The 26,738-nt window shown below is 60.2% G+C and carries 25 protein-coding genes and 2 tRNA genes; 18 read left to right on the plus strand and 9 right to left on the minus strand.

Features of this window, described 5'->3' with window-relative positions:
* Positions 1 to 13: 13 nt before the first annotated feature.
* The 3 genes from ACA041_RS27255 to ACA041_RS27265 all read left to right on the plus strand — a co-directional run bounded on the left by ACA041_RS27255 (position 14) and on the right by ACA041_RS27265 (position 2,496).
* Positions 14 to 796 carry an SDR family NAD(P)-dependent oxidoreductase gene (locus ACA041_RS27255; protein ID WP_497438648.1) on the plus strand — a complete coding sequence of 261 codons (783 nt, stop codon included), beginning with the start codon at positions 14 to 16 and terminating at the stop codon, positions 794 to 796.
* Positions 793 to 2,040, plus strand: a complete 1,248-nt coding sequence (locus tag ACA041_RS27260) for an NAD(P)/FAD-dependent oxidoreductase (protein ID WP_497438649.1) — start codon at positions 793 to 795, stop codon at positions 2,038 to 2,040. The genes ACA041_RS27255 and ACA041_RS27260 overlap by 4 nt, the downstream gene beginning before the upstream one ends.
* Before the next feature lie 150 nt (positions 2,041 to 2,190).
* Positions 2,191 to 2,496 (plus strand): YkgJ family cysteine cluster protein, encoded by a 306-nt coding sequence (locus tag ACA041_RS27265; protein WP_497438650.1) that lies wholly within the window; start codon positions 2,191 to 2,193, stop codon positions 2,494 to 2,496.
* A gap of 130 nt (positions 2,497 to 2,626) precedes the next feature.
* On the opposite strand, the gene ACA041_RS27270 is transcribed toward ACA041_RS27265, so the two are convergent.
* The 6 genes from ACA041_RS27270 to hemA all read right to left on the minus strand — a co-directional run bounded on the left by ACA041_RS27270 (position 2,627) and on the right by hemA (position 8,000).
* Entirely contained in the window at positions 2,627 to 3,145 is a 519-nt protein-coding gene (locus ACA041_RS27270; RefSeq protein WP_497438651.1) for an acyloxyacyl hydrolase, read from the minus strand.
* A 122-nt stretch (positions 3,146 to 3,267) separates the two neighbouring features.
* The gene (gene murI, locus ACA041_RS27275) at positions 3,268 to 4,059 is read right to left on the minus strand and encodes a glutamate racemase (RefSeq protein WP_497438652.1); all 792 of its coding nucleotides are present in this window, start codon (positions 4,057 to 4,059) and stop codon (positions 3,268 to 3,270) included.
* Positions 4,052 to 4,807: a molybdopterin-synthase adenylyltransferase MoeB gene (locus ACA041_RS27280; protein WP_497438653.1), complete on the minus strand. Its 756-nt coding sequence runs from the start codon at positions 4,805 to 4,807 to the stop codon at positions 4,052 to 4,054. The genes murI and ACA041_RS27280 overlap by 8 nt, the downstream gene beginning before the upstream one ends.
* A complete protein-coding gene (prmC, locus tag ACA041_RS27285; RefSeq protein ID WP_497438654.1) occupies positions 4,801 to 5,631 on the minus strand; it encodes a peptide chain release factor N(5)-glutamine methyltransferase in 831 nt (276 codons plus the stop codon). Before prmC ends, ACA041_RS27280 begins: the two co-directional genes overlap by 7 nt.
* Positions 5,632 to 6,714, minus strand: a complete 1,083-nt coding sequence (gene prfA / locus ACA041_RS27290; RefSeq protein ID WP_497438655.1) for a peptide chain release factor 1 — start codon at positions 6,712 to 6,714, stop codon at positions 5,632 to 5,634. It abuts the gene before it with no gap.
* Positions 6,711 to 8,000, minus strand: a complete 1,290-nt coding sequence (gene hemA, locus ACA041_RS27295; RefSeq protein ID WP_150797302.1) for a glutamyl-tRNA reductase — start codon at positions 7,998 to 8,000, stop codon at positions 6,711 to 6,713. The genes prfA and hemA overlap by 4 nt, the downstream gene beginning before the upstream one ends.
* 317 nt (positions 8,001 to 8,317) lie before the next feature.
* Here hemA and ACA041_RS27300 point away from each other — a divergent pair, with 317 nt between their 5' ends.
* The 8 genes from ACA041_RS27300 to ychF all read left to right on the plus strand — a co-directional run bounded on the left by ACA041_RS27300 (position 8,318) and on the right by ychF (position 15,243).
* A complete protein-coding gene (locus tag ACA041_RS27300) occupies positions 8,318 to 10,042 on the plus strand; it encodes a tetratricopeptide repeat protein (protein WP_497438656.1) in 1,725 nt (574 codons plus the stop codon).
* Between the two features lie 4 nt (positions 10,043 to 10,046).
* Positions 10,047 to 10,664 carry a lipoprotein insertase outer membrane protein LolB gene (gene lolB, locus ACA041_RS27305; RefSeq protein ID WP_497438657.1) on the plus strand — a complete coding sequence of 206 codons (618 nt, stop codon included), beginning with the start codon at positions 10,047 to 10,049 and terminating at the stop codon, positions 10,662 to 10,664.
* Positions 10,665 to 10,666: 2 nt separating this feature from the next.
* The gene (gene ispE, locus ACA041_RS27310; RefSeq protein WP_497438658.1) at positions 10,667 to 11,518 is read left to right on the plus strand and encodes a 4-(cytidine 5'-diphospho)-2-C-methyl-D-erythritol kinase; all 852 of its coding nucleotides are present in this window, start codon (positions 10,667 to 10,669) and stop codon (positions 11,516 to 11,518) included.
* Positions 11,519 to 11,554: 36 nt separating this feature from the next.
* Positions 11,555 to 11,629: transfer RNA gene (locus ACA041_RS27315), tRNA-Gln, on the plus strand.
* A 45-nt stretch (positions 11,630 to 11,674) separates the two neighbouring features.
* Entirely contained in the window at positions 11,675 to 12,616 is a 942-nt protein-coding gene (locus ACA041_RS27320) for a ribose-phosphate pyrophosphokinase (protein ID WP_003171603.1), read from the plus strand.
* A 142-nt stretch (positions 12,617 to 12,758) separates the two neighbouring features.
* Positions 12,759 to 13,364, plus strand: coding sequence for a 50S ribosomal protein L25/general stress protein Ctc (locus tag ACA041_RS27325; RefSeq protein ID WP_497442183.1), 606 nt, complete (start codon positions 12,759 to 12,761; stop codon positions 13,362 to 13,364).
* Positions 13,365 to 13,534: 170 nt separating this feature from the next.
* Positions 13,535 to 14,119, plus strand: a complete 585-nt coding sequence (gene pth, locus ACA041_RS27330; RefSeq protein ID WP_497438659.1) for an aminoacyl-tRNA hydrolase — start codon at positions 13,535 to 13,537, stop codon at positions 14,117 to 14,119.
* A 23-nt stretch (positions 14,120 to 14,142) separates the two neighbouring features.
* On the plus strand, positions 14,143 to 15,243 hold the full coding sequence (ychF, locus tag ACA041_RS27335; protein ID WP_134419017.1) for a redox-regulated ATPase YchF: 1,101 nt from the start codon (positions 14,143 to 14,145) through the stop codon (positions 15,241 to 15,243).
* A 189-nt stretch (positions 15,244 to 15,432) separates the two neighbouring features.
* Here the strand turns inward: ychF and ACA041_RS27340 are convergent, their stop codons facing one another.
* Entirely contained in the window at positions 15,433 to 16,650 is a 1,218-nt protein-coding gene (locus ACA041_RS27340) for an MFS transporter (protein WP_497438660.1), read from the minus strand.
* Between the two features lie 274 nt (positions 16,651 to 16,924).
* Between ACA041_RS27340 and ACA041_RS27345 the strand changes: the two genes are divergently transcribed.
* Together ACA041_RS27345 and ggt are read left to right on the plus strand one after the other, a co-directional pair.
* Positions 16,925 to 17,001: transfer RNA gene (locus ACA041_RS27345), tRNA-Met, on the plus strand.
* Positions 17,002 to 17,249: 248 nt separating this feature from the next.
* Entirely contained in the window at positions 17,250 to 19,082 is a 1,833-nt protein-coding gene (ggt, locus tag ACA041_RS27350; protein ID WP_497438661.1) for a gamma-glutamyltransferase, read from the plus strand.
* 198 nt (positions 19,083 to 19,280) lie between these two features.
* Here ggt and ddlA read toward each other — a convergent pair whose 3' ends face one another.
* Positions 19,281 to 20,375, minus strand: a complete 1,095-nt coding sequence (gene ddlA, locus ACA041_RS27355; RefSeq protein WP_497438662.1) for a D-alanine--D-alanine ligase — start codon at positions 20,373 to 20,375, stop codon at positions 19,281 to 19,283.
* Positions 20,376 to 20,524: 149 nt separating this feature from the next.
* Here ddlA and ACA041_RS27360 point away from each other — a divergent pair, with 149 nt between their 5' ends.
* Together ACA041_RS27360 and ACA041_RS27365 are read left to right on the plus strand one after the other, a co-directional pair.
* Complete coding sequence (locus ACA041_RS27360) at positions 20,525 to 21,334, plus strand: AraC family transcriptional regulator (protein WP_497438663.1); 810 nt, start codon at positions 20,525 to 20,527, stop codon at positions 21,332 to 21,334.
* 76 nt (positions 21,335 to 21,410) lie between these two features.
* On the plus strand, positions 21,411 to 21,779 hold the full coding sequence (locus ACA041_RS27365) for a cupin domain-containing protein (protein WP_497438664.1): 369 nt from the start codon (positions 21,411 to 21,413) through the stop codon (positions 21,777 to 21,779).
* Between the two features lie 11 nt (positions 21,780 to 21,790).
* Here the strand turns inward: ACA041_RS27365 and ACA041_RS27370 are convergent, their stop codons facing one another.
* Positions 21,791 to 23,128, minus strand: coding sequence for an MFS transporter (locus ACA041_RS27370; protein ID WP_497438665.1), 1,338 nt, complete (start codon positions 23,126 to 23,128; stop codon positions 21,791 to 21,793).
* A 201-nt stretch (positions 23,129 to 23,329) separates the two neighbouring features.
* Between ACA041_RS27370 and ACA041_RS27375 the strand changes: the two genes are divergently transcribed.
* From ACA041_RS27375 to ACA041_RS27385, 3 genes are all read left to right on the plus strand, one after another.
* Positions 23,330 to 24,748 carry a short-chain fatty acid transporter gene (locus ACA041_RS27375; RefSeq protein WP_497438666.1) on the plus strand — a complete coding sequence of 473 codons (1,419 nt, stop codon included), beginning with the start codon at positions 23,330 to 23,332 and terminating at the stop codon, positions 24,746 to 24,748.
* Positions 24,749 to 24,856: 108 nt separating this feature from the next.
* Complete coding sequence (locus tag ACA041_RS27380; protein WP_497438667.1) at positions 24,857 to 26,029, plus strand: hypothetical protein; 1,173 nt, start codon at positions 24,857 to 24,859, stop codon at positions 26,027 to 26,029.
* A 180-nt stretch (positions 26,030 to 26,209) separates the two neighbouring features.
* Positions 26,210 to 26,734, plus strand: a complete 525-nt coding sequence (locus ACA041_RS27385; protein WP_497438668.1) for a lysine methyltransferase — start codon at positions 26,210 to 26,212, stop codon at positions 26,732 to 26,734.
* Positions 26,735 to 26,738: the final 4 nt, after the last annotated feature.

Genomic DNA, 26,738 nt, shown 5'->3' on the forward strand with positions numbered 1-26,738 from the left:
AAAGGAGCATGGGATGAGCGTTACACTTCCACGACGCTATTGGTTGACCGGCGCCGGCAATGGTATTGGCGCGGCCTTGGCCGAAGAAATACTCAAAACCTGCGCCCACCTGGCGGTCAGTTCACGTTCGGCGGCGCCATTGAAGGTCTTGTCCAAGCGCTACCCAGGCCAAGTGATGGTGGTGGCCGGCGACCTGACCAACAGCCAGACGGTACGTGAAATCGGCGAGCAGATTACCGCGCACTGGGGTTCGCTGGATTCGGTGATCCTTAATGCCGGCACTTGCGAATATGTCGACGCCAGGCAGTTGGATGCTTCGATCATCGAGCACGTCGTGCGCACCAACCTGCTTGCCAGCAGTTATTGCATCGAAGCTGCCGTGCCGCTACTGCGGGCCGGCACCGCGCCGCATCTGGTGGTCATGGCCAGTTCGGCCACCTATCTGCCGCTACCCAGGGCCGAAGCCTATGGCACTTCGAGGGCTGGCCTGCGTTACTTGTTCGAGTCTTTGCGCGTCGACTTGGCCCCGGACGGTATCGAAGTCAGCGTGGTCAGCCCGGGCTGCATCGACACGCCGCCGGCAGAGAAAAACGAGGCCCCTCCCCCCCTTTCCTGGCCTGTGGATAAAGCCGCACGGCATATCTTCGACGAACTCAAGAGCCGCCCCCCGGAAATCGCCCTGCCTGCGCTGTTCATGGCGGCCCTCTGGCCGCTGTCGAAAATGCCGGACAGTGGGAAACTGGCGATCGGCAAACGCATGGTGCGCAGCCAGCCGCCGATCAAGGATCAGCCGTGAAGATCGCCATTATCGGCAGCGGCATTTCGGGGTTGGTCAGCGCTTTCCTGCTCAATCGCAGCCACGAGATCAGCCTGTTCGAAGCCAGCGATCGGGTCGGTGGTCATACCCACACCGTCGAAGTGACGGTCGATGGCCGGCGCCATGCGGTGGACACGGGTTTCATGGTGTTCAACGTCCGGACCTACCCCAACTTCACCCGCCTGCTGGGCCAGCTCGGCGTGGGTTTCAAGCCGACGCCAATGGGTTTCTCGGTCACCGACCCGGACACTGGCCTTCAATACAATGGCAACAACCTCAACGGCCTGTTTGCCCAACGTCGCAATCTGTTGTCACCGGGGTTCTGGGGCATGCTGCGGGACATCTCGCGCTTCAACAAAGAGGCACAGCGCGACCTGTCTGAAGGGCGAATCGCTGCAGACGCCACACTGGATGACTATTTGAAAGAGGGAGGTTACAGCGAGCGTTTCATACTGCATTACATCGTACCGATGGGCGCAGCCATCTGGTCGATGCCAATGGCTGACATGCTCGGTTTTCCCATGCAGGTTCTCGTCAGGTACTTCAAGAACCATGGCCTGCTGTCCATGGGCAATCGCCCGCAATGGTGTGTGATCGAGGGTGGTTCGAGCGCCTATATCGCACCGTTGACGGCGAGCTTCAAAGAGAAGATCAGGCTGGATTGCCCGGTGAATCGGGTCGAACGCGATAAAGACGGGGTGGTTATCCACAGCGCCAGCGGCAGCGAGCGGTTCGACAAAGTGGTGTTCGCCTGTCACAGCGATCAGGCCTTGAAACTGCTGAGCGAGCCGAGCGACGCTGAACAGTCGATCCTTGGCGCCCTGCCCTATGCTGACAACGAAGTCGTACTGCACACCGACACGCGCCTGCTGCCCGAGCGAAAAGCTGCCTGGGCCGGTTGCAACTATCGTCTTGGCGGCCCCGGCCATACCCGGGTGGCCGTTACCTACGACATGAATATCGTGCAAGGCATTCAGAGCGACAGCACCTTCTGCGTCAGCCTCAACCAGAGTGCGGGCATCAGTCCGTTCAAGGTGCTTGCCCAATACGCCTATGCCCACCCGCAATTCAGCCTGACAGCCGTCGCCGCCCAGGGACGCTGGGAAGAATTGAATGGCGCGCACCACACTTACTATTGCGGCGCCTATTGGGCCAGCGGTTCCCATGAAGACGGCGTGATCAGTGCTTTGCGTGTTGCCCGCTCCTTCGGGGAAGCCTTGTGACAGTACCCTCTTGCGCAGCTGAACAGTCCCGGGGCGATTAACCAGGGCAACACGAATTGCCTTAGCGGATCCGTCTCTCCTGCATCATTGCAGCCCAGCGTCCGTCAGGCCTTTCACACAGCACTGCCCCGCTGCCTTACACTGCACGCCATGAAGACCATCCCCCACACTCAAATTGCCGAATCGGCGGTCACTTGCTCGACCTGCGCAGCCTGCTGCTGCCAGCTCGAAGTCATGCTGATCACCGATACAGGGGTGCCCGAACGGTTTATCGATACCGATGATTGGGGTGGGGAAGTCATGTTGCGCCTGGATGATGGCTGGTGCGCCGCGCTGGATCGCAACACCATGATGTGCACCATCTACGAAAAACGCCCGCTGATCTGCCGGGAGTTCGAGATGGGGGCGCCTGAGTGCATTGATGAACGCCAGGGGATTACCACGGCGTATCGCTGAATTCAAAATCACCAAAGATCCAATGTGGGAGCGAGCCTGCTCGCGAAGGGGCCCTGACATTCAACATTGATGTCGACTGTCAGACCGCTTTCGCGAGCAGGCTCGCTCCCACCTTTAAAGTACCAAGCGCTTAGAGCGGCATCGTATAGTGAAGCGCGTAGCTCTCTACACCGTCGTTCGGACTGCTGATCCCGGCATTGGAATAGTGCGTCGCACGAATCCCCACCTCATGTCCGCCCGCAAAGCGCAGACCAAAGCCGAACCGGTCTTCGAACTGAAAGGAACTGCCGAGCTGGTTGTTTTCGACTTCGGTATTGGCGAACGCCGCTACGCCAACTCCCAACTCCACGTACGGCTTGACGTTCTGGCCGGAAAATTCGTAAACCAATACCGGTGAGAACGACAGACTGTGGTTGGCGGAACTCTCGTCACCTTCCCAATAGGTGTAGGCCCCGCTCCAGTAACCGGTCAAGCGACCGACGTCACTTTGCAGCCAGCTCTTGTCCCAGTCGAATTGCATGCCCAGTCGATAGGTCATGGTCGACTCGCTGGTCTGGCCGACCGCGAACTCCACGCCTGCCGCCTGTGCGGTAAAACTGTGCCCCATGAGTGCGGCCGCAATCGCGGCCAAACAGAATAGTCGCTTCATTAGAAACATCCTTTTCCGAACGAGATTCGTATGGTTTTTTGTGGTTCTCAATAGAACTAAAACTATAGAAATCGGCGTTTAATCAGAAGTTCACCCAATTACCCGTTTTTCCCAAGATTTATCTATTTGTTGAAGCTTCGCACAACGCCAGAGGTATGCCACAACATTGGCAAGATATTTCTGAAATGATCCGGATCGGCGCTCGTCCAGAACTGCGCTACGCGAGCAGGCCCTTGAGCGAGCAACTCGCGCTCGGCCAACAGGCGCTGCAGCTGCCGTGCTACGGCGGTACCGGTGTCAATCAAGCTGATGTCTTCAGGGATCATCTGCTTAAGCAACGGCTTCAGGAATGGATAATGCGTGCAGCCGAGAATGATGGTGTCGCACCCGGCGCCCAGCAGCGGCCCGACATAGCTGGCCAGTAACTGGCGCAGGGCAGGACTGTGCAGATCGCCGTTTTCAATCAGCTCCACCAGCCCGGGACACGGTTGGGTCATCACCCGCACATCGGTGGCGAAGCGATCGAGCAAGGCGGCGAACTTGGCGCTCTGCAAGGTCCCGGTAGTCGCCAGGACGCCGACCACTCCGCTGCGGGTTGCGGCGGCGGCCGGCTTGACCGCCGGCTCCATGCCGACGATGGGCCACGTTGGATAATCGCGCCGCAAATCCGCGACACCAGCGACCGTTGCCGTATTGCAGGCCAGCACCAGGGCCTTGGCACCCTGCTGCTGAAAAAAATCGGCCATGACACTGCAACGCTGACGGATGAATTCCGGAGTCTTCTCGCCGTAAGGGATATTCCCGCAATCGGCGACGTACAGCAGTGACTCGTTGGGCAGCAAACGCTGGATCTCGGCCAGTACCGACAGCCCACCGACACCGGAGTCGAACACGCCAATCGGCGCTTCACGCATGTTTCGACCCACAGACGCTACAACCGGGATCACGCTTGACCCGCAACTCGCGAAAGCGCGAGCCCAAGGCATCGATCAACAACAGCCGTCCCACCAATGGCTCGCCGAAACCCGCCAGCAGTTTCAGGGCTTCCAGCGCCTGGAGGCTGCCAACCATCCCGACCAAAGGCCCCACGACTCCGGCCTCGCTGCACGTCAGCTCGGCTTCACTGCCGTGCCCGTATAAACAGTGGTAGCAGGGACTGTCCGCAACACGCGGATCGAATACCGACAATTGCCCTTCGAGACGAATCGCTGCGCCGCTGACCAAAGGTTTTCCGGCCGCCACACAGGCCGCGTTGACCGCTTCGCGAGTGGAGAAATTATCGGAGCAGTCCAGCACCAGATCCACGGCAGCCACGACGGCGGCCAGGGAGTCTTCGTCCAGCGCCGCGCGATGGGCGATCAACTGAATCTCGGGGTTGATCGCGCTCAGGCGGCGGATAGCCGAATCGACCTTGCTCACCCCAACGCTGGCGGTGTCGTGGATGATCTGGCGTTGCAAGTTGGTCAGGTCGACCGTGTCGAAATCTGCCAGATGCAGTTCACCGACCCCAGCGGCTGCCAGGTACAGCGCCACCGGTGAGCCGAGACCGCCTAGACCGACGATCAACACGCGGCTTTGCTTGAGTCGCAACTGACCGTCGATGTCGACGTGCTGCAACAGAATCTGCCGGCTATAGCGCAACAATTCCTGATCGTTCAGCACGGCAGGCACCCCAGGCTGATGCGTTCGTGACCGCCCAGATCGGCGCGGCTGTGGACGTGTTCAAAGCCGCGGCTCAGCAGCAAATCGCGCACCTTGCCGGCTTGGTCGTAACCGTGTTCGAGCATCAGCCAGCCACCCGCGTCCAGATAATCCGGCGCCTGGCCAACGATCAGGCGCAGATCGTCGAGCCCGTCGACGCCGGCCACCAGGGCGCTGGCCGGTTCGAAGCGTACGTCGCCTTCCACCAGATGCGGATCGGTGCTCGCGATGTAGGGGGGATTGCTGATGATCAGTTGAAAGCGTTGGCCATGCAGCGCGCTGAACCAATGGCTGCTCAGCACGGTGGCGTTGACCAGGTGCAGGCGCTGACGATTGCGCTCGGCCAAGGCTACGGCTTCGAGCACGCGGTCTACGGCGGTGACTTGCCACGCCGGGCGCTCGCTGGCCAGGGCCAAGGCAATGGCGCCGCTGCCGGTGCCGAGGTCGAGAACCCTGGCCGGTGTGGCCGGCAGCAACTCCAGTGCGGCTTCCACCAGCAACTCGGTGTCCGGGCGCGGGATCAGTGTGTGCGGCGCGACTTCCAGATCGAGCTTCCAGAAACCTTGCTGGCCAAGAATGTAGGCCACCGGTTCGCCGCCACGACGACGCTGCAAATACCCGGCGAATTTCAGTGCGGCTTCGCTCGGGACGATGCGTTCCGGCCAGGTGTGCAGAAAACTGCGGGATTTGCCCAATGCCGCCGCCAGCAACAATTCGGCGTCCAGGCGCGCAGTAGGCGAGTCCGGCAGATCGGCGGCGCGCAACAAACTGGCAATGATGGTCATTTACTCACCTATGGCCGCCAGTTGATCGGCCTGGTATTCGGCCAGCAAGGGCTCGATCACCGCATCGACACCGCCCGCGAGAATTTCATCGAGCGAGTACAGCGTCAGGTTGACGCGGTGATCGGTGACCCGGCCCTGGGCAAAGTTGTAGGTGCGGATCCGCTCCGAGCGATCACCCGAGCCGACCAGCAACTTCCGCTCGCTGGCGATGGCATTGGCGGCGGCGCTGGTCTGTTGATCGTTGAGCTTGGCCGACAACCAGGACATCGCCCGGGCACGGTTCTTGTGCTGGGAACGCTCTTCCTGGCATTCGACGACGATGCCGGACGGCAAGTGGGTGATGCGGATGGCCGAATCGGTCTTGTTGACGTGCTGGCCACCGGCACCGGAAGAACGATAGGTATCGACCCGCAGATCCGCCGGGTTGATCTCGATCGTTTCCTGTTCATCCGGCTCGGGCAACACTGCCACGGTGCAGGCCGAGGTGTGGATGCGACCCTGGGACTCGGTGGCTGGAACCCGCTGCACACGGTGCGCGCCGGATTCGAACTTCAACTTGCCATAGACGTTGTCGCCCTCGACCCGAGCGATGACTTCTTTATAGCCACCGTGCTCACCGATGTTCTCCGAGAGGATTTCCACGCGCCAGCCACGCCGCTCGGCGTAACGCGAATACATGCGGAACAGGTCGCCGGAGAAAATCGCTGCTTCGTCACCACCGGTGCCGGCGCGGATTTCGAGGAACACGTTACGGCCGTCGTTCGGATCCTTGGGCAACAGCATGCGTTGCAGCCTGGCTTCGATTTCGATCAGCTGCTCTTTGGCTTCGCGGACTTCTTCCACGGCCATTTCGCGCATGTCCGGGTCGCTGTCCTTGAGCAGTGCCTGGGCGCCCTCAAGGTCGCTTTGCACTTTGAGCAACTGTTTATAGGCTTCGACAATCGGCTCGATTTCCGCGTATTCCTTGGAATAGGTGCGGAATTTATTCTGATCGGAAATGACCTCGCCATCGCCAAGCAAGGCGGTCAATTCCTCGAAACGGTCCTGGAGGATGTCCAGCTTATTGAGCAGTGACGCTTTCATTGCGGTTTCTTATCCGAAAAGCTATCCGATGAGCCCTCACCGAGGGCAAAGAGTTCCTGGGCCATGGCCAGCGCATCAAGGCGGCCTTCGGCAGAGAGCTTTTTCAACTGCACGCTCGGCGCGTGCAGGAGCTTGTTGGTCAGGCCACGCGCCAGTTGCACCAGCACGTCTTCGGCGCTGCTGCCGTTGGCCAGCATGCGCTGGGCCTTGAGCAATTCTTCGTCGCGCAGGCGCTCGCTTTGCTGGCGATAGGCCTTGAGCACATCCACTGCCGCCAGTTCGCGCAGGCGCACCATGAAGTCTTCGGCGCCGATCGAGACCATCTCTTCGGCCGCCTGGGCGGCACCCTGACGACTCTTGAGGTTTTCGGCGACCACTTCATGGAGATCATCGACGCTGTACAGGTAAACGTCGTCCAGCTCGCCGACTTCCGGCTCGATATCCCGCGGTACGGCGATATCCACCATGAAGATCGGTTTGTGCTTGCGCAGTTTCAGCGCGCTTTCCACGGCGCCCTTGCCCAGGATCGGCAGCTGGCTGGCGGTGGAGCTGATGACGATGTCGCTGCGCACCAGTTCTGCCGGGATATCCGAGAGCAACACCGCGTGGGCGCCGAACTGTTCGGCCAGAATGCTCGCGCGTTCCAGGGTCCGGTTGGCGACAACGATGCGTTTGACCCCCAACTCATGCAGATGGCGGGCGACCAGGGTAATGGTCTCGCCAGCGCCGATCAGCAAGGCCTGGCTGCGTTGCAGGTCGCTGAAAATCTGTTTGGCCAGGCTGACCGCGGCAAACGCCACGGACACCGGATTCTCGCCGATGGCGGTGTCGGTGCGCACCTGCTTGGCGGCATTGAAGGTGGCCTGGAACAGCCGCCCGAGCAACGGACCGATGGTGCCGGCTTCGCGGGCCACGGCGTAGGCCGATTTCATCTGGCCGAGGATCTGCGGTTCGCCCAACACCAGTGAATCGAGCCCGGAGGCGACCCGCATCATGTGACGAACTGCCGCATCATCTTCGTGCACATAAGCGCTGGCGCGCAGCTCTTCGAGGCTCAAATGGTGATAATCGGCCAGCCAGCGCAACACGATGTCAGCCGAAAGGTGATCCTGTTCTATATAGAGCTCACTGCGATTGCAGGTGGAGAGGATCGCAGCTTCGCGGCTGTCGGTGAGTCGGCAGAGCTGCTGCAAGGCCTCCACCAGCTGCTCAGGGGTAAAGGCCACGCGCTCGCGGACGTCTACTGAAGCAGTCTTGTGGTTGATACCGAGTGCAAGGAAGGCCATTCAAAGTCGCTGATGGTGACGTGAAGCCGGCAATTGTCCTACTTCGACAGAGCCAGAACAACTACTCGATCTCTATTGGTCCGGTAGACAATGTGCCAGGCTTGCGAGCGCGTCTCGTTTCTATAGAAGCTGGCTTGCCAGCGATGGTCGTCAACAATGACGCGGGCTGTCTGAATGCACGCGGCGTCCATGCGTATTTCGCGAGCAAGCTCGCTCCCACTGGGGACGGGGTAAACGGGAAAATGGCCGGGCGGTTATGTTTGGTCGAAGGCTTGTGTCATGATGATCCGACCGCAGGTTAGTCGTCCTCCTCCTATATGAATAGATCTTCCGCGTTGCTCCTCGCTCTTGTCTTCCTCAGCGGCTGCCAGGCTTTGGCACCCGTTTCGTCGGACGGTACGCCGCCGGTCGAAGACAGCACTCCGGTGCCTGAAAAGCCCAAGGTTTACAGCTCGTTCAGCGAAGATACCGTCTTCAGCCTGTTGAGCGCCGAACTGGCTGGCCAGCGCAATCGTTTCGACATTGCCTTGGACAACTACGTGACCCAGGCCATCAACACCCAGGATCCGGGCATTTCCGAGCGGGCATTTCGTATCGCCGAGTATCTGGGTGCCGATCAGGCCGCCCTGGACACCGCGCTGATCTGGGCGAAAAACGCCCCGGACGACCTTGAGGCGCAACGGGCCGCTGCGGTGCAGCTGGCGCGCGCCGGGCGTTATGACGATTCCATGGTCTATATGGAAAAAGTCCTGCAGGGCAAGGGCGACACCCATTTCGACTTCCTTGCATTGTCCGCGGCAGATACCGACCAGGACACGCGCAACGGCTTGATGAAAAGCTTCGACCGTCTGTTGCAGCGTCATCCCAACAACAGTCAGCTGATCTTCGGCAAGGCGTTGCTGTTGCAACAGGACGGTGATGCCAAAGGCGCGCTGACCCTGCTGGAAGACAATCCGCCGGACGACGGCGAAATAGCCCCGATCCTGCTGCGCGCGCGCCTGCTGCAATCCATGAATCGTGGCGATGAAGCCCTGCCGCTGCTGCAAAAAAGCATCAAGAAGTACCCGGAGGACAAACGCTTGCGCCTGACTTACGCGCGCATGCTGGTTGAACAGGACCGCATGGACGACGCCAAAGTCGAGTTTTCCAGCCTGGTCCAGCAATACCCGGAAGACGACGAACTGCGTTATTCACTGGCGTTGGTGTGCCTGGAAGCCAAGGCCTGGGAAGAGGCCAAAGGTTATCTGGAAGACCTGATCGCCCGGGACAGCCATGTCGATTCGGCCCACCTGAACCTCGGCCGCATCGCCGAAGAGCGCAACGACCCCCAAGGTGCGCTCGCCGAATACGCCCAGGTCGGTGTGGGCAACGACTACCTGCCCGCGCAATTGCGCCAGACCGATATCCTGATCAATAACGGCAAGACCGCCGAAGCCCAACGCCGCCTGGCTGCGGAACGCGACGAGCAGCCCGATTACGCCATTCAGCTGTATTTGATCGAGGCCGAGACCCTGTCCGCCAACAAGCAGGGGGACAAGGCCTGGAAAGTGTTGCAGCAAGCCTTGCAGCAATTCCCGGACGATTTGAATCTGCTGTACACCCGCGCCATGCAGGCGGAAAAACGCAATGACCTGGCGCAGATGGAAAAAGACCTGCGCCTGATCATCAAGCGCGACCCGGACAATGCGATGGCATTGAACGCCCTCGGCTACACCCTGTCCGACCGTACGACGCGTTACGCCGAAGCCAAGGCCCTGATCGAACAGGCGCACCAGATCAATCCGGAAGACCCGGCGGTACTCGACAGCCTCGGCTGGGTGAATTACCGCCTGGGCAATCTCGATGAGGCCGAACGCTACTTGCGCCTGGCCCTGGAGCGTTTCCCCGATCAGGAAGTCGCCGCTCACCTGGGCGAGGTCCTGTGGGCCAACGGCAAGCAACGCGAAGCCAAACAGATCTGGGGCAAGTTCCTCAAGGAACAACCCGACAGCCCTATCCTGCGCAGCACCATCAAGCGCCTGACCGGTTCAGAGACTCTTTAACTATATGTTCTTGCGCCACCTCATCGTTTTCAGCTTCATCGCCCTGCTCGCCGGTTGCGCGGGCTTCGGCGCCCGCGAATCGGTCCAGGGTCAAGGCGACCCGGCCCAATGGCGCGAGCACAAACTACTGTTGGCTGGCCTCGATGGCTGGCAGATCAACGGCAAGATCGGCATACGCGCGCCAAAGGACTCCGGCAGCGGCACCTTGTTCTGGCTGCAGCGACAGGATTACTACGATATTCGTCTCTCTGGCCCCCTGGGCCGGGGCGCCGCACGCTTGACCGGCCGCCCCGGCAAGGTCTCGCTGGAAGTCGCCAACCAGGGTCGTTATGAAGCGCCGTCCCCGGAAGTGCTGCTCGAAGAACAGCTTGGCTGGAAACTGCCGGTGTCCCATCTCGCCTGGTGGGTCCGCGGGCTCCCGGCGCCGGACAGCAAAAGCCGCGTGACGCTCGATACCGACAGCCGCCTGGCCAACCTCGATCAGGATGGCTGGCAGGTCGAATACCTCAGCTATGCCGAGCAAAACGGCTACTGGCTGCCCGAGCGCATCAAACTGCACGGCACCGACCTTGACGTCACGCTGGTGATCAAGGAATGGCAACCTCGCAAACTGGGGCAATGATCATGAGCGCCCCTCGTTTGACACTGCCCTCCCCGGCCAAACTCAATCTGATGCTGCACATCCTCGGTCGCCGTGAAGACGGTTATCACGAGCTGCAGACCATTTTTCAGTTTCTCGATTATGGCGATGAGATCACTTTCGCCGCGCGCGACGATGGCGTGATTCGTCTGCACACCGAATTCGAGGGTGTTCCCCACGACAGCAATCTGATCGTTCGGGCCGCGAGAAAACTTCAAGAGCAATCCGGCTGTTCGCTCGGTATCGACATCTGGATCGAAAAAATCCTGCCCATGGGCGGTGGAATCGGTGGCGGCAGTTCAAATGCCGCAACAACTTTGCTCGGCCTGAATCATCTCTGGCAACTGGGTTGGGATGAAGATCGACTGGCCGTGCTGGGCCTGACGCTGGGCGCCGACGTCCCGGTTTTCGTGCGTGGCCACGCGGCTTTTGCCGAGGGTGTGGGGGAGAAACTCACCCCTGTAGACCCCGAAGAACCGTGGTATGTCGTGCTTGTGCCGCAAGTATCTGTAAGTACAGCAGAAATTTTTTCAGATCCGTTGTTGACACGTAACTCTTCTCCCATTAAAGTGCGCCCCGTTCCCAAGGGAAACAGTCGAAATGACTGCTTACCGGTGGTAGCAAGGCGTTATCCAGATGTACGTAACGCTTTGAATTTGTTAGGTAAATTTACCGAAGCAAAACTCACCGGAACTGGAAGTTGTGTGTTTGGGGGCTTCCCAAGCAAAGCTGAAGCTGATAAAGTCTCGGCCCTTCTTACAGAGACCCTTACAGGGTTTGTAGCAAAAGGAAGCAACGTTTCGATGTTGCATCGCAAGCTGCAAGGTCTGCTCTAAAGGAACCGAGTACTGGGTACTCGTTGCAACAGATACAGGGGCGTCGCCAAGCGGTAAGGCAGCAGGTTTTGATCCTGCCATGCGTTGGTTCGAATCCAGCCGCCCCTGCCATTTTCTATACTCATCCAGGTTACCCTCAGCCTCTAGGTACTGCGCGTGTCCAAGATGATGGTCTTTACGGGGAATGCTAACCCCGATCTGGCTCGGCGTGTCGTACGTCAGCTGCATATCCCTCTCGGTGACATCTCTGTCGGCAAGTTTTCCGACGGCGAAATTACTGCCGAGATCAATGAAAACGTCCGCGGTAAAGATGTCTTCATTATTCAGCCGACTTGCGCTCCGACCAACGATAACCTGATGGAACTGGTAGTGATGGCTGATGCCTTCCGCCGCTCCTCGGCTACTCGTATCACTGCTGTAATTCCTTACTTTGGTTATGCCCGTCAGGATCGCCGTCCGCGTTCCGCACGTGTGGCTATCAGCGCGAAAGTCGTGGCTGACATGCTTACCGTAGTCGGCATCGACCGTGTTCTCACGGTTGATCTGCATGCTGACCAGATCCAGGGCTTCTTCGATATTCCGGTAGATAACATCTACGGCTCCCCGGTACTGGTGGATGACATTGAAGATCAGCGCTTCGAAAACCTGATGATCGTGTCCCCGGACATTGGTGGCGTCGTGCGTGCACGTGCCGTTGCCAAATCCCTGGGCGTGGATCTCGGGATCATCGACAAACGCCGTGAAAAAGCCAATCACTCTGAAGTGATGCATATCATCGGTGATGTCGAAGGGCGTACCTGTATTCTGGTCGATGACATGGTCGATACCGCCGGCACCCTGTGCCACGCGGCCAAGGCCCTGAAAGAGCATGGCGCTGCCAAGGTTTTCGCCTACTGCACACACCCTGTGCTGTCGGGTCGGGCAATCGAAAACATTGAAAATTCCGTGCTGGACGAGCTGGTGGTGACCAACACCATCCCGCTGTCCGCTGCAGCACAAGCCTGTGCGCGTATCCGCCAACTGGATATCGCACCGGTAGTTGCCGAGGCGGTCCGCCGCATCAGCAATGAAGAATCGATCAGCGCGATGTTCCGTTAAGGGCCCTGCCCTTTTCATTACATCCTGTTGACGAAAAGCGCCCCGCCCCGGCATTCCTGTCGGGGCGGGGCTTTTTTGCCCATATCGCCTTTAGCGCTGGTCGCAAACGCTGGGGCGAATGTGGTTATTTTGGAGATACAACATGAACGATTTTACTCTGAATGCTGAAGTGCGTTCCGACCTGGGGAAAGGTGCGAGCCGCCGCCTGCGTCGTCTCGCAAGCCTGGTTCCAGCTGTAGTTTACGGTGGCGAAAAAGCCCCTGAATCCATCAGCATGCTGGCTAAAGAAGTTGCCAAACTGCTCGAAAACGAAGCGGCTTACAGCCACATCATCGAGCTGAACGTTGGCGGCACCAAGCAAAACGTAATCATCAAGGCTCTGCAGCGTCACCCGGCCAAAGGCCACGTGCTGCACGCTGACTTCGTACGCGTAGTAGCTGGCCAGAAACTGACCGCTATCGTGCCTGTACACTTTGTCGGTGAAGAAGCTCCGATCAAGAAAGGCGGCGAAGTTTCGCACGTTGTTTCGGAAATCGAAGTGACCTGCCTGCCGAAGGACCTGCCTGAATTCATCGAAGTCGACCTGGCTGACGCCGAAATCGGCACGATCATTCACCTGTCCGACCTCAAAGCCCCTAAAGGCGTTGAGTTTGTTGCTCTGGCACACGGTGATGACAAGGCTGTTGCCAACGTCCACGCCCCACGTGTTGCTCCAGAAGCTACTGAAGAAGAAGGCGCAGCAGAGTAATTCACTCTGTGATGCCGGAGTGACCAGGTAACATCGCGGACTGGAACGTAGCGAGAAAGCGGGCGAGAACGCGGAGTTTACATAATGGTAAATGAGCACTTGTCGTCCACTTTCGCCGCACACACTGATCGCGGCGATGTTATCCACCACTCCAAGGAAGGGCCCCTATCGTGACTGCCATTAAACTGATCGTTGGCTTGGGAAATCCAGGCGCTGAATACGAACAGACCCGGCATAACGCAGGGGCCCTTTTTGTTGAGCGCATCGCGAAAGCACAGGGTGTTAACCTTGTGGCCGATCGCAAATATTTCGGCCTGACCGGACGCTATTTGCATCAGGGTCAGGATGTTCGTCTGCTGATTCCCACCACCTACATGAACCGCAGCGGCCAGGCCGTGGCGGCACTCGCAGGATTCTTCCGCATCAAGCCCGAAGAAATCCTGGTGGCGCACGACGAACTCGACCTGCCACCCGGCGTCGCCAAGCTCAAACAGGGCGGCGGCCATGGCGGTCACAACGGGTTGCGCGACATCATCGCGCAACTGGGCAATCAGAATACCTTTCACCGCTTGCGGCTTGGCATTGGCCACCCGGGCGTTGCCAGTATGGTTTCAAATTTCGTCCTGGGTCGTGCGCCACGCGCCGAACAGGAAAAACTCGATGCCAGCATCGACTTTGCCCTCGGCGTGCTGCCGGATATCCTCGCCGGGGAATGGAACCGCGCGATGAAAAACCTGCACAGCCAGAAGGCCTGACTCTAACTCCTCGGGGAAACACCATGGGATTCAATTGCGGCATCGTCGGCCTGCCTAACGTCGGCAAGTCCACCCTGTTCAACGCCCTGACCAAATCCGGGATCGCGGCCGAGAACTTCCCCTTCTGCACCATCGAGCCGAACACCGGTATCGTGCCGATGCCGGATTCGCGCCTGGAAGCCCTGGCAGCCATCGTCAATCCAAAGCGCATCCTGCCGACCACCATGGAATTCGTCGACATCGCGGGCCTGGTCGCCGGCGCCTCGAAGGGTGAAGGCCTGGGCAACAAGTTCCTCGCCAACATCCGCGAGACCGATGCCATTGCCCACGTGGTCCGCTGCTTCGAAGACGAGAACGTGATTCACGTCTCCAACAGCGTCGACCCCAAGCGTGACATCGAGATCATCGACCTGGAACTGATCTTCGCCGACCTCGACAGCTGCGAGAAGCAACTGCAGAAAGTCGCCCGCAACGCCAAGGGCGGTGACAAAGACGCAGTAGTCCAGAAAGGCCTGCTGGAGCAATTGATCGCTCACTTCACCCTCGGCAAGCCTGCGCGCACCCTGATGAAGACTATGGGTGCCGACGACAAAGCGGTGATTCGTGGCTTCCACCTGCTGACCACCAAGCCGGTCATGTACATCGCCAACGTCGCTGAAGACGGTTTCGAGAACAACCCGCTGCTGGACATCGTCAAAGCCATCGCCGAAGAAGAAGGCGCCATGGTTGTTCCGGTCTGCAACAAGATCGAAGCCGAAATCGCCGAGCTGGATGACGGCGAAGAGAAAGACATGTTCCTCGAAGCCCTGGGCCTCGAAGAACCTGGCCTGAACCGCGTGATTCGCGCCGGCTACGAAATGCTGCACCTGCAGACCTACTTCACCGCCGGTGTCGAAGAAGTCCGCGCCTGGACCGTCCGCGTCGGTGCCACCGCACCCCAAGCCGCCGGCGTGATCCACACCGACTTCGAAAAAGGCTTCATCCGCGCCGAAGTCATCGCCTACGACGACTTCATCCAGTACAAGGGCGAAGCCGGCACCAAGGAAGCTGGTAAATGGCGTCTGGAAGGCAAGGACTACATTGTTAAAGACGGCGATGTGATGCACTTCCGTTTCAACGTCTAAGTTTTCAGGACGAAGCAGCCGCCCAAGAAAAAGCCGCGTTTGATACGCGGCTTTTTTGTGCCTGAAATAATTGCCTGCCACACCACATCCCCTGTAGGAGCGAGCTTGCTCGCGATGGAGTGTCAGTCAGCGCTTAGTTGTCTGATACACCATCGCGAGCAAGCTCGCTCCTACAGGGGATGTGCGGGGTCAGGCTTTTTTGGTTCGAGGCAGGAAGATCGCCAGCACGCCAAACAACGGCAGGAACGAACACAGGAAGTACACGTACTCGATGCCGTGAACATCTGCCAAATACCCCAGCAATGCAGCGCCAATCCCGCCAAAGCCGAACATCAGCCCGAAGAACACCCCGGCAATCATCCCGACATTGCCCGGTACCAGCTCTTGGGCGTACACCACGATGGCCGAGAATGCCGAAGCCAGGATGAAGCCGATCACCACGCTGAGAATGCTGGTCCAGAACAGGTCGACGTGAGGCAGCATTAAGGTGAACGGTGCCACGCCAAGAATCGAGAACCAGATCACCGCCTTACGCCCGATCTTGTCGCCGATCGGCCCGCCGAAGAAGGTCCCCGCCGCTACCGCTCCGAGAAACAGGAACAGATGCAGCTGTGAACTGGCCACCGACAGGTCGAATTTCTCGATCAGGTAAAAGGTGAAGTAGCTGGTCAGACTGGACATGTAGAAATACTTGGAGAACACCAGCAACCCCAGCACCACCAAGGCACTGATCACCCGGTTTTTCGACAAGCCGTGCGTCGCCGCCTGCCCCTGCTTGAGCTTGAACAGACTTAAGTGGTTGGCGTACCAGCGACTGATCCGATAGAGCACGAACAGCGCAAATACCGCGAACAAACCGAACCAGGCCACATGGCCCTGACCGAAAGGAATGATGATCGCTGCAGCGAGCAACGGACCAAAGGCCGACCCCGCATTGCCACCGACCTGAAAGGTCGACTGCGCCAGGCCGAAACGCCCACCCGAAGCCAGTCGCGCCACGCGAGACGCTTCCGGATGGAAAGTCGATGAGCCGATGCCGATCAGCCCCGCTGCCAGCAGTATCAACGGGAAGGTGCCGACCACCGACATCATGAGAATGCCGATCAGCGTGCACACCGTACCGGCCGGCAGCAGCCAGGGTTTGGGATGGCGATCGGTGTGGTAACCGACCCACGGCTGCAGCAGCGAGGCCGTCAGCTGAAACGTCAGGGTGATCAGGCCGACCTGGGTGAAGGTCAGGCCGTAGTTGGCCTTGAGCATCGGATAAATCGATGGCAGCACCGACTGAATCAGGTCGTTGATCAAATGCGCCAGGGCTACGGCGCCGATGATGCGCATGACCAATGGGCTGCTTTGTGAAGTCGCGGATGCCGGCTGGGCGCCGGTCTGGACGTTGCTGATAGCCATGAGAATTTCCGTACAGCGGATGGGTGCACACAGGCAGGTGCATCAATGTGCCATTTTTCAGTGCGGAAGCGCCATCCCCTTAGCCTGCTAACGACCTCAGAAAGCAGGCGATAGCGCAACGCGATGCCCGGTCGGTCGCAGGATTTCAGCTCAGTTGATGCCCCTACCTGGCCCGATTTTTCGGCTCAGGTGGATAAGCGGTTGAAAGCGCAGAGAAATATTTTATATTTACGCTTGACGCATTGTCGTTTGCGGTGAATAATGCGCGCCACTTGGCTACATAGCTCAGTTGGTTAGAGCATAGCATTCATAATGCTGGGGTCCGGGGTTCAAGTCCCTGTGTAGCCACCAAGTACTAAAAACGGCTTACCGAAAGGTAGGCCGTTTTTTTATGCCTGGAGAAAAGTGGCCCGAACCACGAAACGCCGAGCGCTCGCTCTCCTCCGGCATGAATGTTGGCCAGTCTGTTGCCATCGCTCCTACAGAAGATTCGCTGACGCCTGAAGGAAAAATGCGTCTTAGCCGTAGGCCATGGTTTGCGTCACTCGCTGTCGACCGATAAAGTCCTCGGATCTTTTCCCACGGACGGAGTGCCCCGCGTGTTCTCAGCCTTTGACTTGAGCCGCTATCGCCTGGCAGCGCTTTCGCTGATTGCCACCGCTTCGCTCCTTGCAGCGTGCCATGCCCCGCCCGCTTCGACTTTGCCAACCCCACCGGAAGCCGCCTCGGGCTATCGCACCGACCTGCACACCCGGCACGCCTCGAAACACATGGCGGCAGCGGCTAATCCACTGGCAGCCGAAGCCGGGCGAGAGATGCTGCGCCGGGGCGGTTCAGCGATCGACGCCGCGATTGCGATGCAAGCGGTGCTGACCTTGGTCGAGCCGCAATCTTCGGGCATCGGTGGCGGCGCGTTGATCGTATTGTGGGATGGCAAAACCGTGCGCACTTACGACGGCCGCGAAACCGCTCCGGCCGGTGCCAGCGAGAAGCTTTTTCTGCAGCCCGACGGCAAACCGATGCCGTTCACCCAGGCGCAGATTGGTGGTCGATCCGTGGGCACGCCGGGCGTGTTGCGAGCACTGGAACTGGCGCACCAGAAACACGGCCGCCTGCCATGGGCACAGTTGTTCGAGCCGGCGATCAGACTCGCCGAGCAAGGCTTCGCCATCTCGCCACGCCTGCACCGACTGATCGCTTCGGACTCGGCCATCAGGCGCTCGCCGGAGATGGCTGGGTATTTTCTGAACGCCGATAGCAGCCCGAAAGCCGCAGGCACGCTACTGAAAAATCCGGCGCTGGCCGCCGTGTACGGACGCATCGCCAAGGAAGGGCCCGATGCGTTGTACAAAGGCGCCGTCGCGCAAGAGATCGTGGCCAAGGTTCAGGGCCACGCCAACCCCGGCAGCCTGTCGCTGAACGATCTGCAAGGCTACAGCGCCAAGGAACGCGCGCCGCTGTGCACCGATTACAAACGTTGGCAAGTCTGCGGCATGCCGCCGCCTTCGTCGGGCGGGATCGCCGTGGCCCAGATCCTCGGCACCTTGCAGGCCCTGGAAACCCGCGATCCGCGTTTGGCCCTGGCGTCCTTGAAACCACTCAAGACGGACAAGCCAGCGGGCCTCGAACCGGCCCCTGACGCCGTGCACCTGATTGCCGAAGCCGAGCGCCTGGCCTACGCCGACCGCGCGCAGTATGTCGCCGACACGGACTTCGTGCCCGTCCCCGTCAAAGGCCTCATAGACCCGACCTATCTGGCCAGCCGCGCCGCCCTGATCGGCGAGCGCAGCATGGGCACGGCCAAACCCGGCACCCCGCCGGGCATTCAGGTGGCCTACGCGCCGGACCGTTCGCCGCTGCGCATCTCCACCTCGCAAGTGGTGGCGGTCGATGACCAGGGCGGTGCGGTTTCGATGACCACCACCGTCGAATCCGCCTTCGGCTCGCACCTGATGGTTCAGGGCTTCCTGCTCAACAACCAGATGACCGACTTCTCGTTCATCCCCGAAGAGAACGGCCAGAAGGTCGCCAACCGCGTCGAGCCCGGCAAGCGCCCCCGCTCATCCATGGCACCGACCTTGATCTTCGACCGCCAGAGTGGCGAATTCCTCGCCACCATCGGCTCCCCCGGCGGCTCGCAAATCATCGAATACGTCGCCAAATCCACCATCGGCCTGCTCGACTGGAATCTCGACCCGCAAACCGCCATCAACCTGCCCAACTTCGGCAGCCGCAATGGCCCGACGGAGCTGGAACGCGGACAGTTCAGCGCCGGACTGATCCAGGCATTGAAGGACAAAGGGCACAGCGTGACCGAGATCGACATGACCAGCGGGACCCAGGCGATTGTGCGGGTCAAGGATGCGCAGGGAAAAGCCGCGTTGGCAGGTGGGGCGGATCCGCGGCGTGAGGGGGAAGCGTTGGGGGATTGAGTCGTACGCTGAAACGCGAAAGGGCTTACCGGGAGGTAGGCCCTTTTTTATGGATAACCAATCCTGATCGGTCAGCTCGCGCAGCCTTTTCCTACCCGCAAATGGAGCAGGCCTGACCACGCGACAGCCGGACGATCATCCTGGCTCCTGTTGAGATACCTGGTGCCATTCAACTGAAGTCCGGCTGGCACATACCGCCTAACGCGAGATCTTCAGCGTCTGTCGTGCCTTGTGCTTCTCCAGCGCCAGCTCGATCAGGCGGCTGACCAGCTCGCTGTAGGTCATCCCGGTGGCCTGCCACAGCTTGGGGTACATGCTGATGCGGGTGAAGCCGGGGAGCGAGTTGATCTCGTTGATCAGCACTTCACCGCTGTCCGTCAGGAACACATCGACCCGCGCCAGTCCGGAACAGCCCAACACCTGAAACGCCTCGACGGCCAAGGCACGAATGCGTTCGCTGGCCTCAGTGCTGATGTTGGCCGGAACCACCACTTCAGCCGCCTGATCGTCGATGTATTTACTGTCGTAGGAATAGAACCCGCTGCGCACCACGATCTCGCCACAACCGCTGGCGATGGCGTTCTCGTTGCCCAGTACGGCGCACTCGATCTCGCGGCCGCTGACGGCAGACTCGACCAGCACTTTTTCATCGAAACCCAACGCTAATTCGATCGCCGCTGCATATTCCGCTTCGTCGTTTACCTTGCTCACGCCGACAGAAGAGCCCTGGTTCGCCGGTTTGACGAACAGTGGCAGGCCAAGCTTGCCCCGGACCTCTGCAAACCCGGTGCGCGTCGCCGTGGCGCGGGTCAGGGTCACGAACGGTGTGACCGCCAACCCGGCATCGCGCAGCAGGCGTTTGCTGATGTCCTTGTCCATGCAGACCGCCGAACCCAGCACATCGGAGCCGACAAACGGCAGATCGGCCATGCGCAGCAACCCTTGCAGGCAACCGTCTTCACCCAGGGTGCCGTGGACGATCGGAAAGATCACATCGACGTGGCCCAGCAGTTCCTGACTGGAGGTTTCCACCAATTGCTGGCTGGCCTTGCCCGGCACGACGGCGAGTTCGCGGTTGGACTGGTTGAGGGCGATCAGGGCGGGATTTTCCTGGTTGAGCAGGAAGTTCGACGGATCGTTAAGGTGCCAGTGGCCCTGCTTGTCGATGCCGATCAGCACCGGTTCAAAGCGCGAACGATCCAGTGCATCGACGATATTTTTCGCCGACTGCAGCGACACTTCGTGCTCGGCCGAACGGCCTCCGAAAATAATCCCCACACGCAGCTTGCTCATTCAAGACTCCTCAGCGATTGACCAGATGTGCAACACATTGCGATATTTGCCCTCGGTTTTCTACCCGCTCGAGCGCGTCATCGGCCCGCAAGACAGGTGGCGGACGACTGGGTTAACGTGTTCCGTAACGCCTCAACACAACGGCAGCCATGGCCAAGCACCCACCCCGCAACGACTGGTTCCACCGAGCGCCCGATGTTGGCGGGCTGCAGCGTTTCGAGGCGTTTTTTGCCGGCCACGGTTACGACCTTCACCGCCACGACACTTACGCCATCGGCCACACCCTGGCCGGCGTACAGAGTTATCAGTATCGCGGTAGCTGGCGGCACAGCCTGCCGGGCGGGACGATGGTGCTGCACCCGGACGAAGTCCACGATGGCGAAGCCGGTACCGATTCCGGGTTTCAGTATCGGATGATGTACATCGAACCGGCGCTGATCCAGCAGATCCTCGGCGGCCAGCCACTGCCATTTATCAAGGACGGGCTGTCGACCGATCCGCGTTTGTTCGCCGCGACCCAAGTGCTGCTGCGCAGCCTGGATTGCCCCCTTGAACCGCTGGAGGAGCAGGACGCGCTGTTCGATCTGGCGCAAGCCCTGAATCACGTTGGCGGCGTGACGGCCACGCGTTCCAGCTTCGATTACGTGGCCGCGGAGCGCGCTCGGGAATACATCCACAGCGCCCTGGATCGTAGCGTGACGCTGGAGGAACTGGCGCATCACAGCGGCCGGGATCGCTGGAGTCTGTCGCGGGATTTCCGTCTGCTGTTCGGTACCAGCCCTTACCGCTACCTGACCATGCGCCGCCTGGACCTGACCCGCTCGCTGATGATCCAGGGCCAGTCGCTGGTCAGCGCCGCGCTGCTTGCCGGCTTCACCGATCAGAGCCATATGACGCGTCAGTTCAGCAAAACCTACGGCCTGTCGCCGGCCCGCTGGATGAAAATGCACCGCCGCTGAGCCACGCACAATCGTACAAGAAGCGCTTCGGTGCCCTGGTTATCGTGGAGTCACGATCAACCCAGAGAGCTGCGTCATGAAAGCTTACAAAAGCCTGAACTTCGCTGAAAAAATCGCCCGGATCGCCCCCTATTGGACCCCGCGGGTCATCGCCGAAATGAACGACTATCAGTTCAAGGTGGTGAAGCTGCTGGGGGACTTCATCTGGCATGACCACCAGGATACCGATGAGACCTTTATCGTTCTCGAAGGACAGTTGCGCATCGACTTGCGCGATGGTCACGTGTTGGTGAACGCTGGCGAAATGTATGTGGTACCCAAGGGTGTCGAGCACAAACCCTTCGCCGAGCAGGAGGTGAAACTGCTGCTGATCGAACCCAAGGGTGTGTTGAATACCGGCAACGAGGCTGGCGAACGCACCGCGCAGAATGACGTCTGGGTATAAAGCCAGACGACTTACGCCTCCACGGTCTTGCCGTCCACCGGGTTGCTCGCGGCCGGGCAACTCCCGGTTCGCGGCATCCGTGCGCCGAAATACGCCGCGCTGCTCACGCCCACCGCGCCCATCACCGCGCTGAAAATCACACAGATCCACGGGCTCCATGGCATCAGACCGATCAACAGCAACGGTGTGATGCTCGCCCACGCGGCGTAGGCGATGTTGTAAGTGAAGGAAATGCCCGAGACGCGAATCCGCGCCGGAAACAGGCTGATCATCACCGACGGCACCGCGCCCACTACCCCGCAGCACAAACCGGCAATCGCGTACGCCAGGCCGATCCAGTTTCCACCCATGATCAGGCAGGTGTAGAGCACGCCGATGCCCAACGGCAGCAGCAGGCTGTAGAGCATCACCGTGCGCCAGGCGCCGATACGGTCGACGAGCAGCCCCGCCAGCACACAGCCGATGTTCAGGAAAACGATGCCCAATGCACTCAGGGCGAAGGTATGGCTGGCGGTCATGCCGAAGGATTTCTGCATCATGGTCGGGGTGATGACCACAAACACCACCACGGCCGAGGTCAGCACGCAGGTGAGGAGCATCGCCGGTAGCATGGCCAGGCGGTGTTCACGCAGGACCGTGCGCAGCGGCAGTTCGACCGCGGCATCGCGCTGGGCCTGCATGGCCATGAACACCGGGGTCTCGCTGAGCCAGCGACGCAACCAGACGCCAACCACACCGAACACACCGCCCAGCAGGAACGGATAACGCCAGGCGTAATCGAGGATTTCCACCGGGGTGAACGCCTGGGCGAGAAAGGTCGCCGTCAGGGCACCGATCAGGTAGCCGAAGGTCAGGCCGGCCTGCAGGAAACCGAGGGCATAACCGCGATGGCCCACCGGTGCGTGCTCGGCAACGAACACCCAGGCGCTTGGCACTTCCCCGCCGACCGCGGCCCCCTGCAGGATTCGCAGGGCCAACAGCAGCAGCGGCGCGAAATAGCCGATTTGCGCATAGGTCGGCATGATGCCGATCAGCAGGCACGGCAGCGCCATCATCAGAATGCTCAGGCTGAAGACTTTCTTGCGTCCCAGGCGGTCGGCAAAATGCGCCATCAATATCCCGCCCAAAGGCCGTGCCAGATAGCCGGTGGCGAAAATTCCGAAACTTTGCAGCAAGCGCAGCCATTCGGGCATTTCCGGCGGAAAGAACAACTGGCTGAGGGTCAGCGCGAAAAACACGAAAATGATGAAGTCGTAGATTTCCAGCGCACCACCCAGGGCGGCAAGGCCCAGAGTCCTGTAGTCGGAGCGAGTGAACGGCGCCGGGCGCGAATCGGTATTGGCGGTCATGAACAGAACTCTGGCACGGGTAAAAACCAAGGCGCCCATGGTCTACGTAAACGCGCCAGCGGACAACCCGTTAGACCAAAGTCCAATACCGGGGAAACTTCGTCACAAAAAAATATCGATTGAATTACTGTTAGCAGCTGTCAAGACGGGCCTGCGCGGCCCAGAAGCCCTCAACAAAACATAAAAATCCGAGGTACTCCCGTGGCCGCTGATATCGAAGATAGCCGCTCCGCCCGCTTTGCCCTGCGCTGCTCAAGCTTTGCCGAACGCTGGTTCCCCGATTCCTGGGTGTTTGCCGCGCTGGCGGTGATCATCGTCGCCGTGGCCACCATGGCCATGGGCGCCAAACCCACCGACGCCGCCATGGCCTTCGGTGACGGTTTCTGGAGCCTGATCCCGTTCACCATGCAGATGGCCTTCGTGGTGATCGGCGGTTACGTGGTCGCCAGCTCGCCTCCGGCGGTGAAACTGATCGACCGCCTGGCGCGCATCCCGAAAAACGGCCGCTCTGCCGTGGCCTGGGTCGCCCTGATCTCCATGGTTGCTTCGTTGCTGAACTGGGGCTTGTCGCTGGTGTTTGGCGGATTGCTGGTGCGTGCCCTCGCCCGCCGGACCGACCTGAAAATGGATTACCGTGCTGCCGGAGCCGCCGCGTACCTGGGGCTCGGCGCGGTATGGGCCCTGGGCCTGTCGTCCTCCGCGGCGCAATTGCAGGCCAACCCGGGCAGTCTGCCACCGTCGATCCTGTCGATCACCGGGGTGATCCCGTTCACCCAGACCATCTTTCTCTGGCAGTCCGGCGTGATGTTGCTGGCGCTGATCGTGATCTCGCTGATCATTGCCTATGCCACCGCCCCCGGCCCGAACTCCGCCCGTGATGCCGCGGCGTGCGGCATCGACCCGAGTTTCAACCTGCCGCCCTTGCAACCGCGCACCCGCCCCGGCGAATGGCTGGAGCACAGCCCGTTGCTGACGATTTTACTGGTGTTGCTGGCGGCAGGGTGGCTGTTCCACGAATTCTCGACCAAACCGGCGATCAGTGCGATTTCCGGGCTGAACACCTACAACTTCCTGTTCATCATGCTCGGTGCCCTGCTGCACTGGCGCCCGCGCAGCTTCCTCGACGCCGTGGCCCGCGCGGTGCCAACCACCACCGGCGTACTGATCCAGTTTCCGTTGTACGGCTCGATCGCCGCACTGATGACCACCGTCAAAGGCACGGACGCCCAGACCCTGGCCCACCACATCTCGACCTTTTTCGTCAGCATCGCGTCCCACGACACCTATGCGCTGCTGATGGGGGTGTACTCGGCAATCCTCGGCTTCTTCATCCCGTCCGGTGGCGGCAAGTGGATCATCGAAGCGCCCTACGTGATGCAAGTGGCCAACGACCTGAACTACCACCTGGGCTGGGCCGTGCAGATCTATAACGCCGCCGAAGCCCTGCCCAACCTGATCAACCCGTTCTACATGCTGCCGCTGCTGGGTGTACTGGGGTTGAAGGCCAGGGACTTGATAGGATTCTCGTTCGTGCAGCTGCTGGTGCACACGCCGCTGGTGCTGGTGCTGCTGTGGGCACTGGGGACGACGCTGACTTACACGCCGCCAGTGATGCCTTGACGCAAAAAAGGGCCGATATTGCCATCGGCCCACTTTTTGTTCAGCCCAGTCTGTTTCAGTATGTAGGCGCCCGAAGCCAAGGGCCCACACGCTGAAAAGGATCTGAGCATGTTCAAACTCGCAGGACTCACCCTCGCTACCCTCACCCTGAGCGCCGCCGCCCATGCCGATGTCGACCTGAAGCTGGGCAGCACCGAACGCGTCACCCGGCTTTTCGCTTACCCCAACAACTGCAACGTCATCTGCTTTCGTGACTGGACGCTGGAGCAAACCGTCGAGCATTACCTGAGCCAAAGCGTCCGGCGCGACGGCTACAGCGCGGCGAAAGTGCGGGTCAAAACCGATAACGATCAGCTCTACGCCGAAATCAGCGGCGTTCCCGACGGTTATGAGAAACCCTTGGCGGCGCTGCTCGACGCTGGCGACCTGGCCTACACCGGTGCCAGCAAGTTGAATGCCGATGGCAAGTGGGCCTTCAGCTGGAATCTGTTCCTGCCATTGGGCATGGCCCTGGAAAACCGCAAGAGCGTCGAACTGCTGCACTTCCCGCCGGATTACTCGTTGACCCAGGCCCAGGACTACCTGAGGTCCGCCACCACCGATCGCTGGGCTACCTTGCTCACCGACAATGGAATCCCCGCCGAACAGACCCCGGGTTACCAGACCATCATCGACATTGCGCCGATTGCCGCGCCGTCCAGCGCCGGCAAGGACCTGGAAGGCGTCTACGACTACTTCAGGGACTACCAGACCACCATGGTCAAGGATGTCAGCCAGAACGCCAGTGGCGCGGCATTGCCCATGGTTGCCTTCGGTGCGCCGGTGCGTAATTGGATCAAGCAGCAATATGGCCCGACCGTGAACGTTTTGGGGCTGGCGACCATCGACCCCGGCGAAGGGGTCAAGGTGCCGGTGCTGGGTTCAAACCACCCGAGTTACATTTGGTACGCCGCCAACCCGGACAGCTACACCGGCGACGATCCCCAGGCCCAGGCCGACGCCGCGGGGCTGAAAATCATGGGCCAGGATCTGAGCGCTGCCTGCTGGCAGGCGGGAATGGGCAGCAAACCGGGCAGCGACCCGAACGTTCAGCTCAAAAGCTGCACCCAGACCTGGCAGGTGACCCGCAAAGAAAAAACCTGTGAGCTGTTCTACACCTCGATCCGCAGCCTGACGCCGGAACAAGCCGTGGCCAAATGCGCGACGCCCCCGATCAAGTCTCAACTGACTCGGCTCAAGACCCCCGCGCCTGTGAGCACGCGCCCAGCGCCGAATCTGTAATCGATGGCCGGCTTTCCCGCGTGAGCCATGGCTGACGCGGAAAAGCGCGCTTTTCCCCTGTCAGTTATGACAGTAGACCGGTTGATTATTTTACGAGAGGCTTGAGGCGTACCCATGTGATGCAGAGCTGACAGGACGTCAGCTGCCGGATGTCGCAGCACCCCGCCGACAAGGAACGTTATGAGAGCCCCCGCCGAACACACAATGCCCCCGCCACCCTCCAATGGCATCTATCCCTTTGCAGAGTTGCCGCTTCGTCTTGGATTCCCCTCCAAGGACGACTTTGAAGTCATCTACAACACCCAGGGATCGGCACTGGCGGTCATGGCACTGCGCGAGTTCCCGCGCATCAGCCGTATCTGCCGGGTTTCCGGACACTTGTTACCCTATCGCTGCCGACACACACGTCAGCTGGCCCCGGGAGTCCATGTCTACGACCCGCGTTTCTGTGGCCTGTTGAGTCATTGCTGCGACCCCAACGTCTTTCTCGACCTGAGCGAACTGTGGTTATGGGCACTCAAGGACATCAAGAAGGGTGACCGGCTGACGATGGATTTCGCCGCGACGGAAGACAAGCTGCAGCGGCAGTTTGCCTGCCGCTGCGGTTGTCCCGGCTGCCGGGGCTGGATCATCGGCTACGATGAGTCGCCGAATGACAATGGCCGGCAGTTTCTCCAACACTGGCATCGACCACGTCTTGGCTGAAGGC

The organism is Pseudomonas sp. LBUM1676 (assembly GCF_059695605.1).

Coding starts and splice junctions, on each gene's coding strand:
- ACA041_RS27340 (WP_497438660.1), bottom strand. CDS start 16,650: ATGGCTATCAGCAACGTCCAGACCGGCGCCCAGCCGGCATCCGCGACT.
- ddlA (WP_497438662.1), bottom strand. CDS start 20,375: ATGAGCAAGCTGCGTGTGGGGATTATTTTCGGAGGCCGTTCGGCCGAG.
- ACA041_RS27380 (WP_497438667.1), top strand. CDS start 24,857: ATGTTCAAACTCGCAGGACTCACCCTCGCTACCCTCACCCTGAGCGCC.
- ACA041_RS27325 (WP_497442183.1), top strand. CDS start 12,759: ATGAACGATTTTACTCTGAATGCTGAAGTGCGTTCCGACCTGGGGAAA.
- ACA041_RS27365 (WP_497438664.1), top strand. CDS start 21,411: ATGAAAGCTTACAAAAGCCTGAACTTCGCTGAAAAAATCGCCCGGATC.
- ACA041_RS27300 (WP_497438656.1), top strand. CDS start 8,318: ATGAATAGATCTTCCGCGTTGCTCCTCGCTCTTGTCTTCCTCAGCGGC.
- ACA041_RS27255 (WP_497438648.1), top strand. CDS start 14: ATGAGCGTTACACTTCCACGACGCTATTGGTTGACCGGCGCCGGCAAT.
- ACA041_RS27385 (WP_497438668.1), top strand. CDS start 26,210: ATGAGAGCCCCCGCCGAACACACAATGCCCCCGCCACCCTCCAATGGC.
- prmC (WP_497438654.1), bottom strand. CDS start 5,631: ATGACCATCATTGCCAGTTTGTTGCGCGCCGCCGATCTGCCGGACTCG.
- ACA041_RS27360 (WP_497438663.1), top strand. CDS start 20,525: ATGGCCAAGCACCCACCCCGCAACGACTGGTTCCACCGAGCGCCCGAT.
- ACA041_RS27370 (WP_497438665.1), bottom strand. CDS start 23,128: ATGACCGCCAATACCGATTCGCGCCCGGCGCCGTTCACTCGCTCCGAC.
- ACA041_RS27270 (WP_497438651.1), bottom strand. CDS start 3,145: ATGAAGCGACTATTCTGTTTGGCCGCGATTGCGGCCGCACTCATGGGG.
- ACA041_RS27265 (WP_497438650.1), top strand. CDS start 2,191: ATGAAGACCATCCCCCACACTCAAATTGCCGAATCGGCGGTCACTTGC.
- ychF (WP_134419017.1), top strand. CDS start 14,143: ATGGGATTCAATTGCGGCATCGTCGGCCTGCCTAACGTCGGCAAGTCC.
- ispE (WP_497438658.1), top strand. CDS start 10,667: ATGAGCGCCCCTCGTTTGACACTGCCCTCCCCGGCCAAACTCAATCTG.
- hemA (WP_150797302.1), bottom strand. CDS start 8,000: ATGGCCTTCCTTGCACTCGGTATCAACCACAAGACTGCTTCAGTAGAC.
- prfA (WP_497438655.1), bottom strand. CDS start 6,714: ATGAAAGCGTCACTGCTCAATAAGCTGGACATCCTCCAGGACCGTTTC.
- murI (WP_497438652.1), bottom strand. CDS start 4,059: ATGCGTGAAGCGCCGATTGGCGTGTTCGACTCCGGTGTCGGTGGGCTG.
- lolB (WP_497438657.1), top strand. CDS start 10,047: ATGTTCTTGCGCCACCTCATCGTTTTCAGCTTCATCGCCCTGCTCGCC.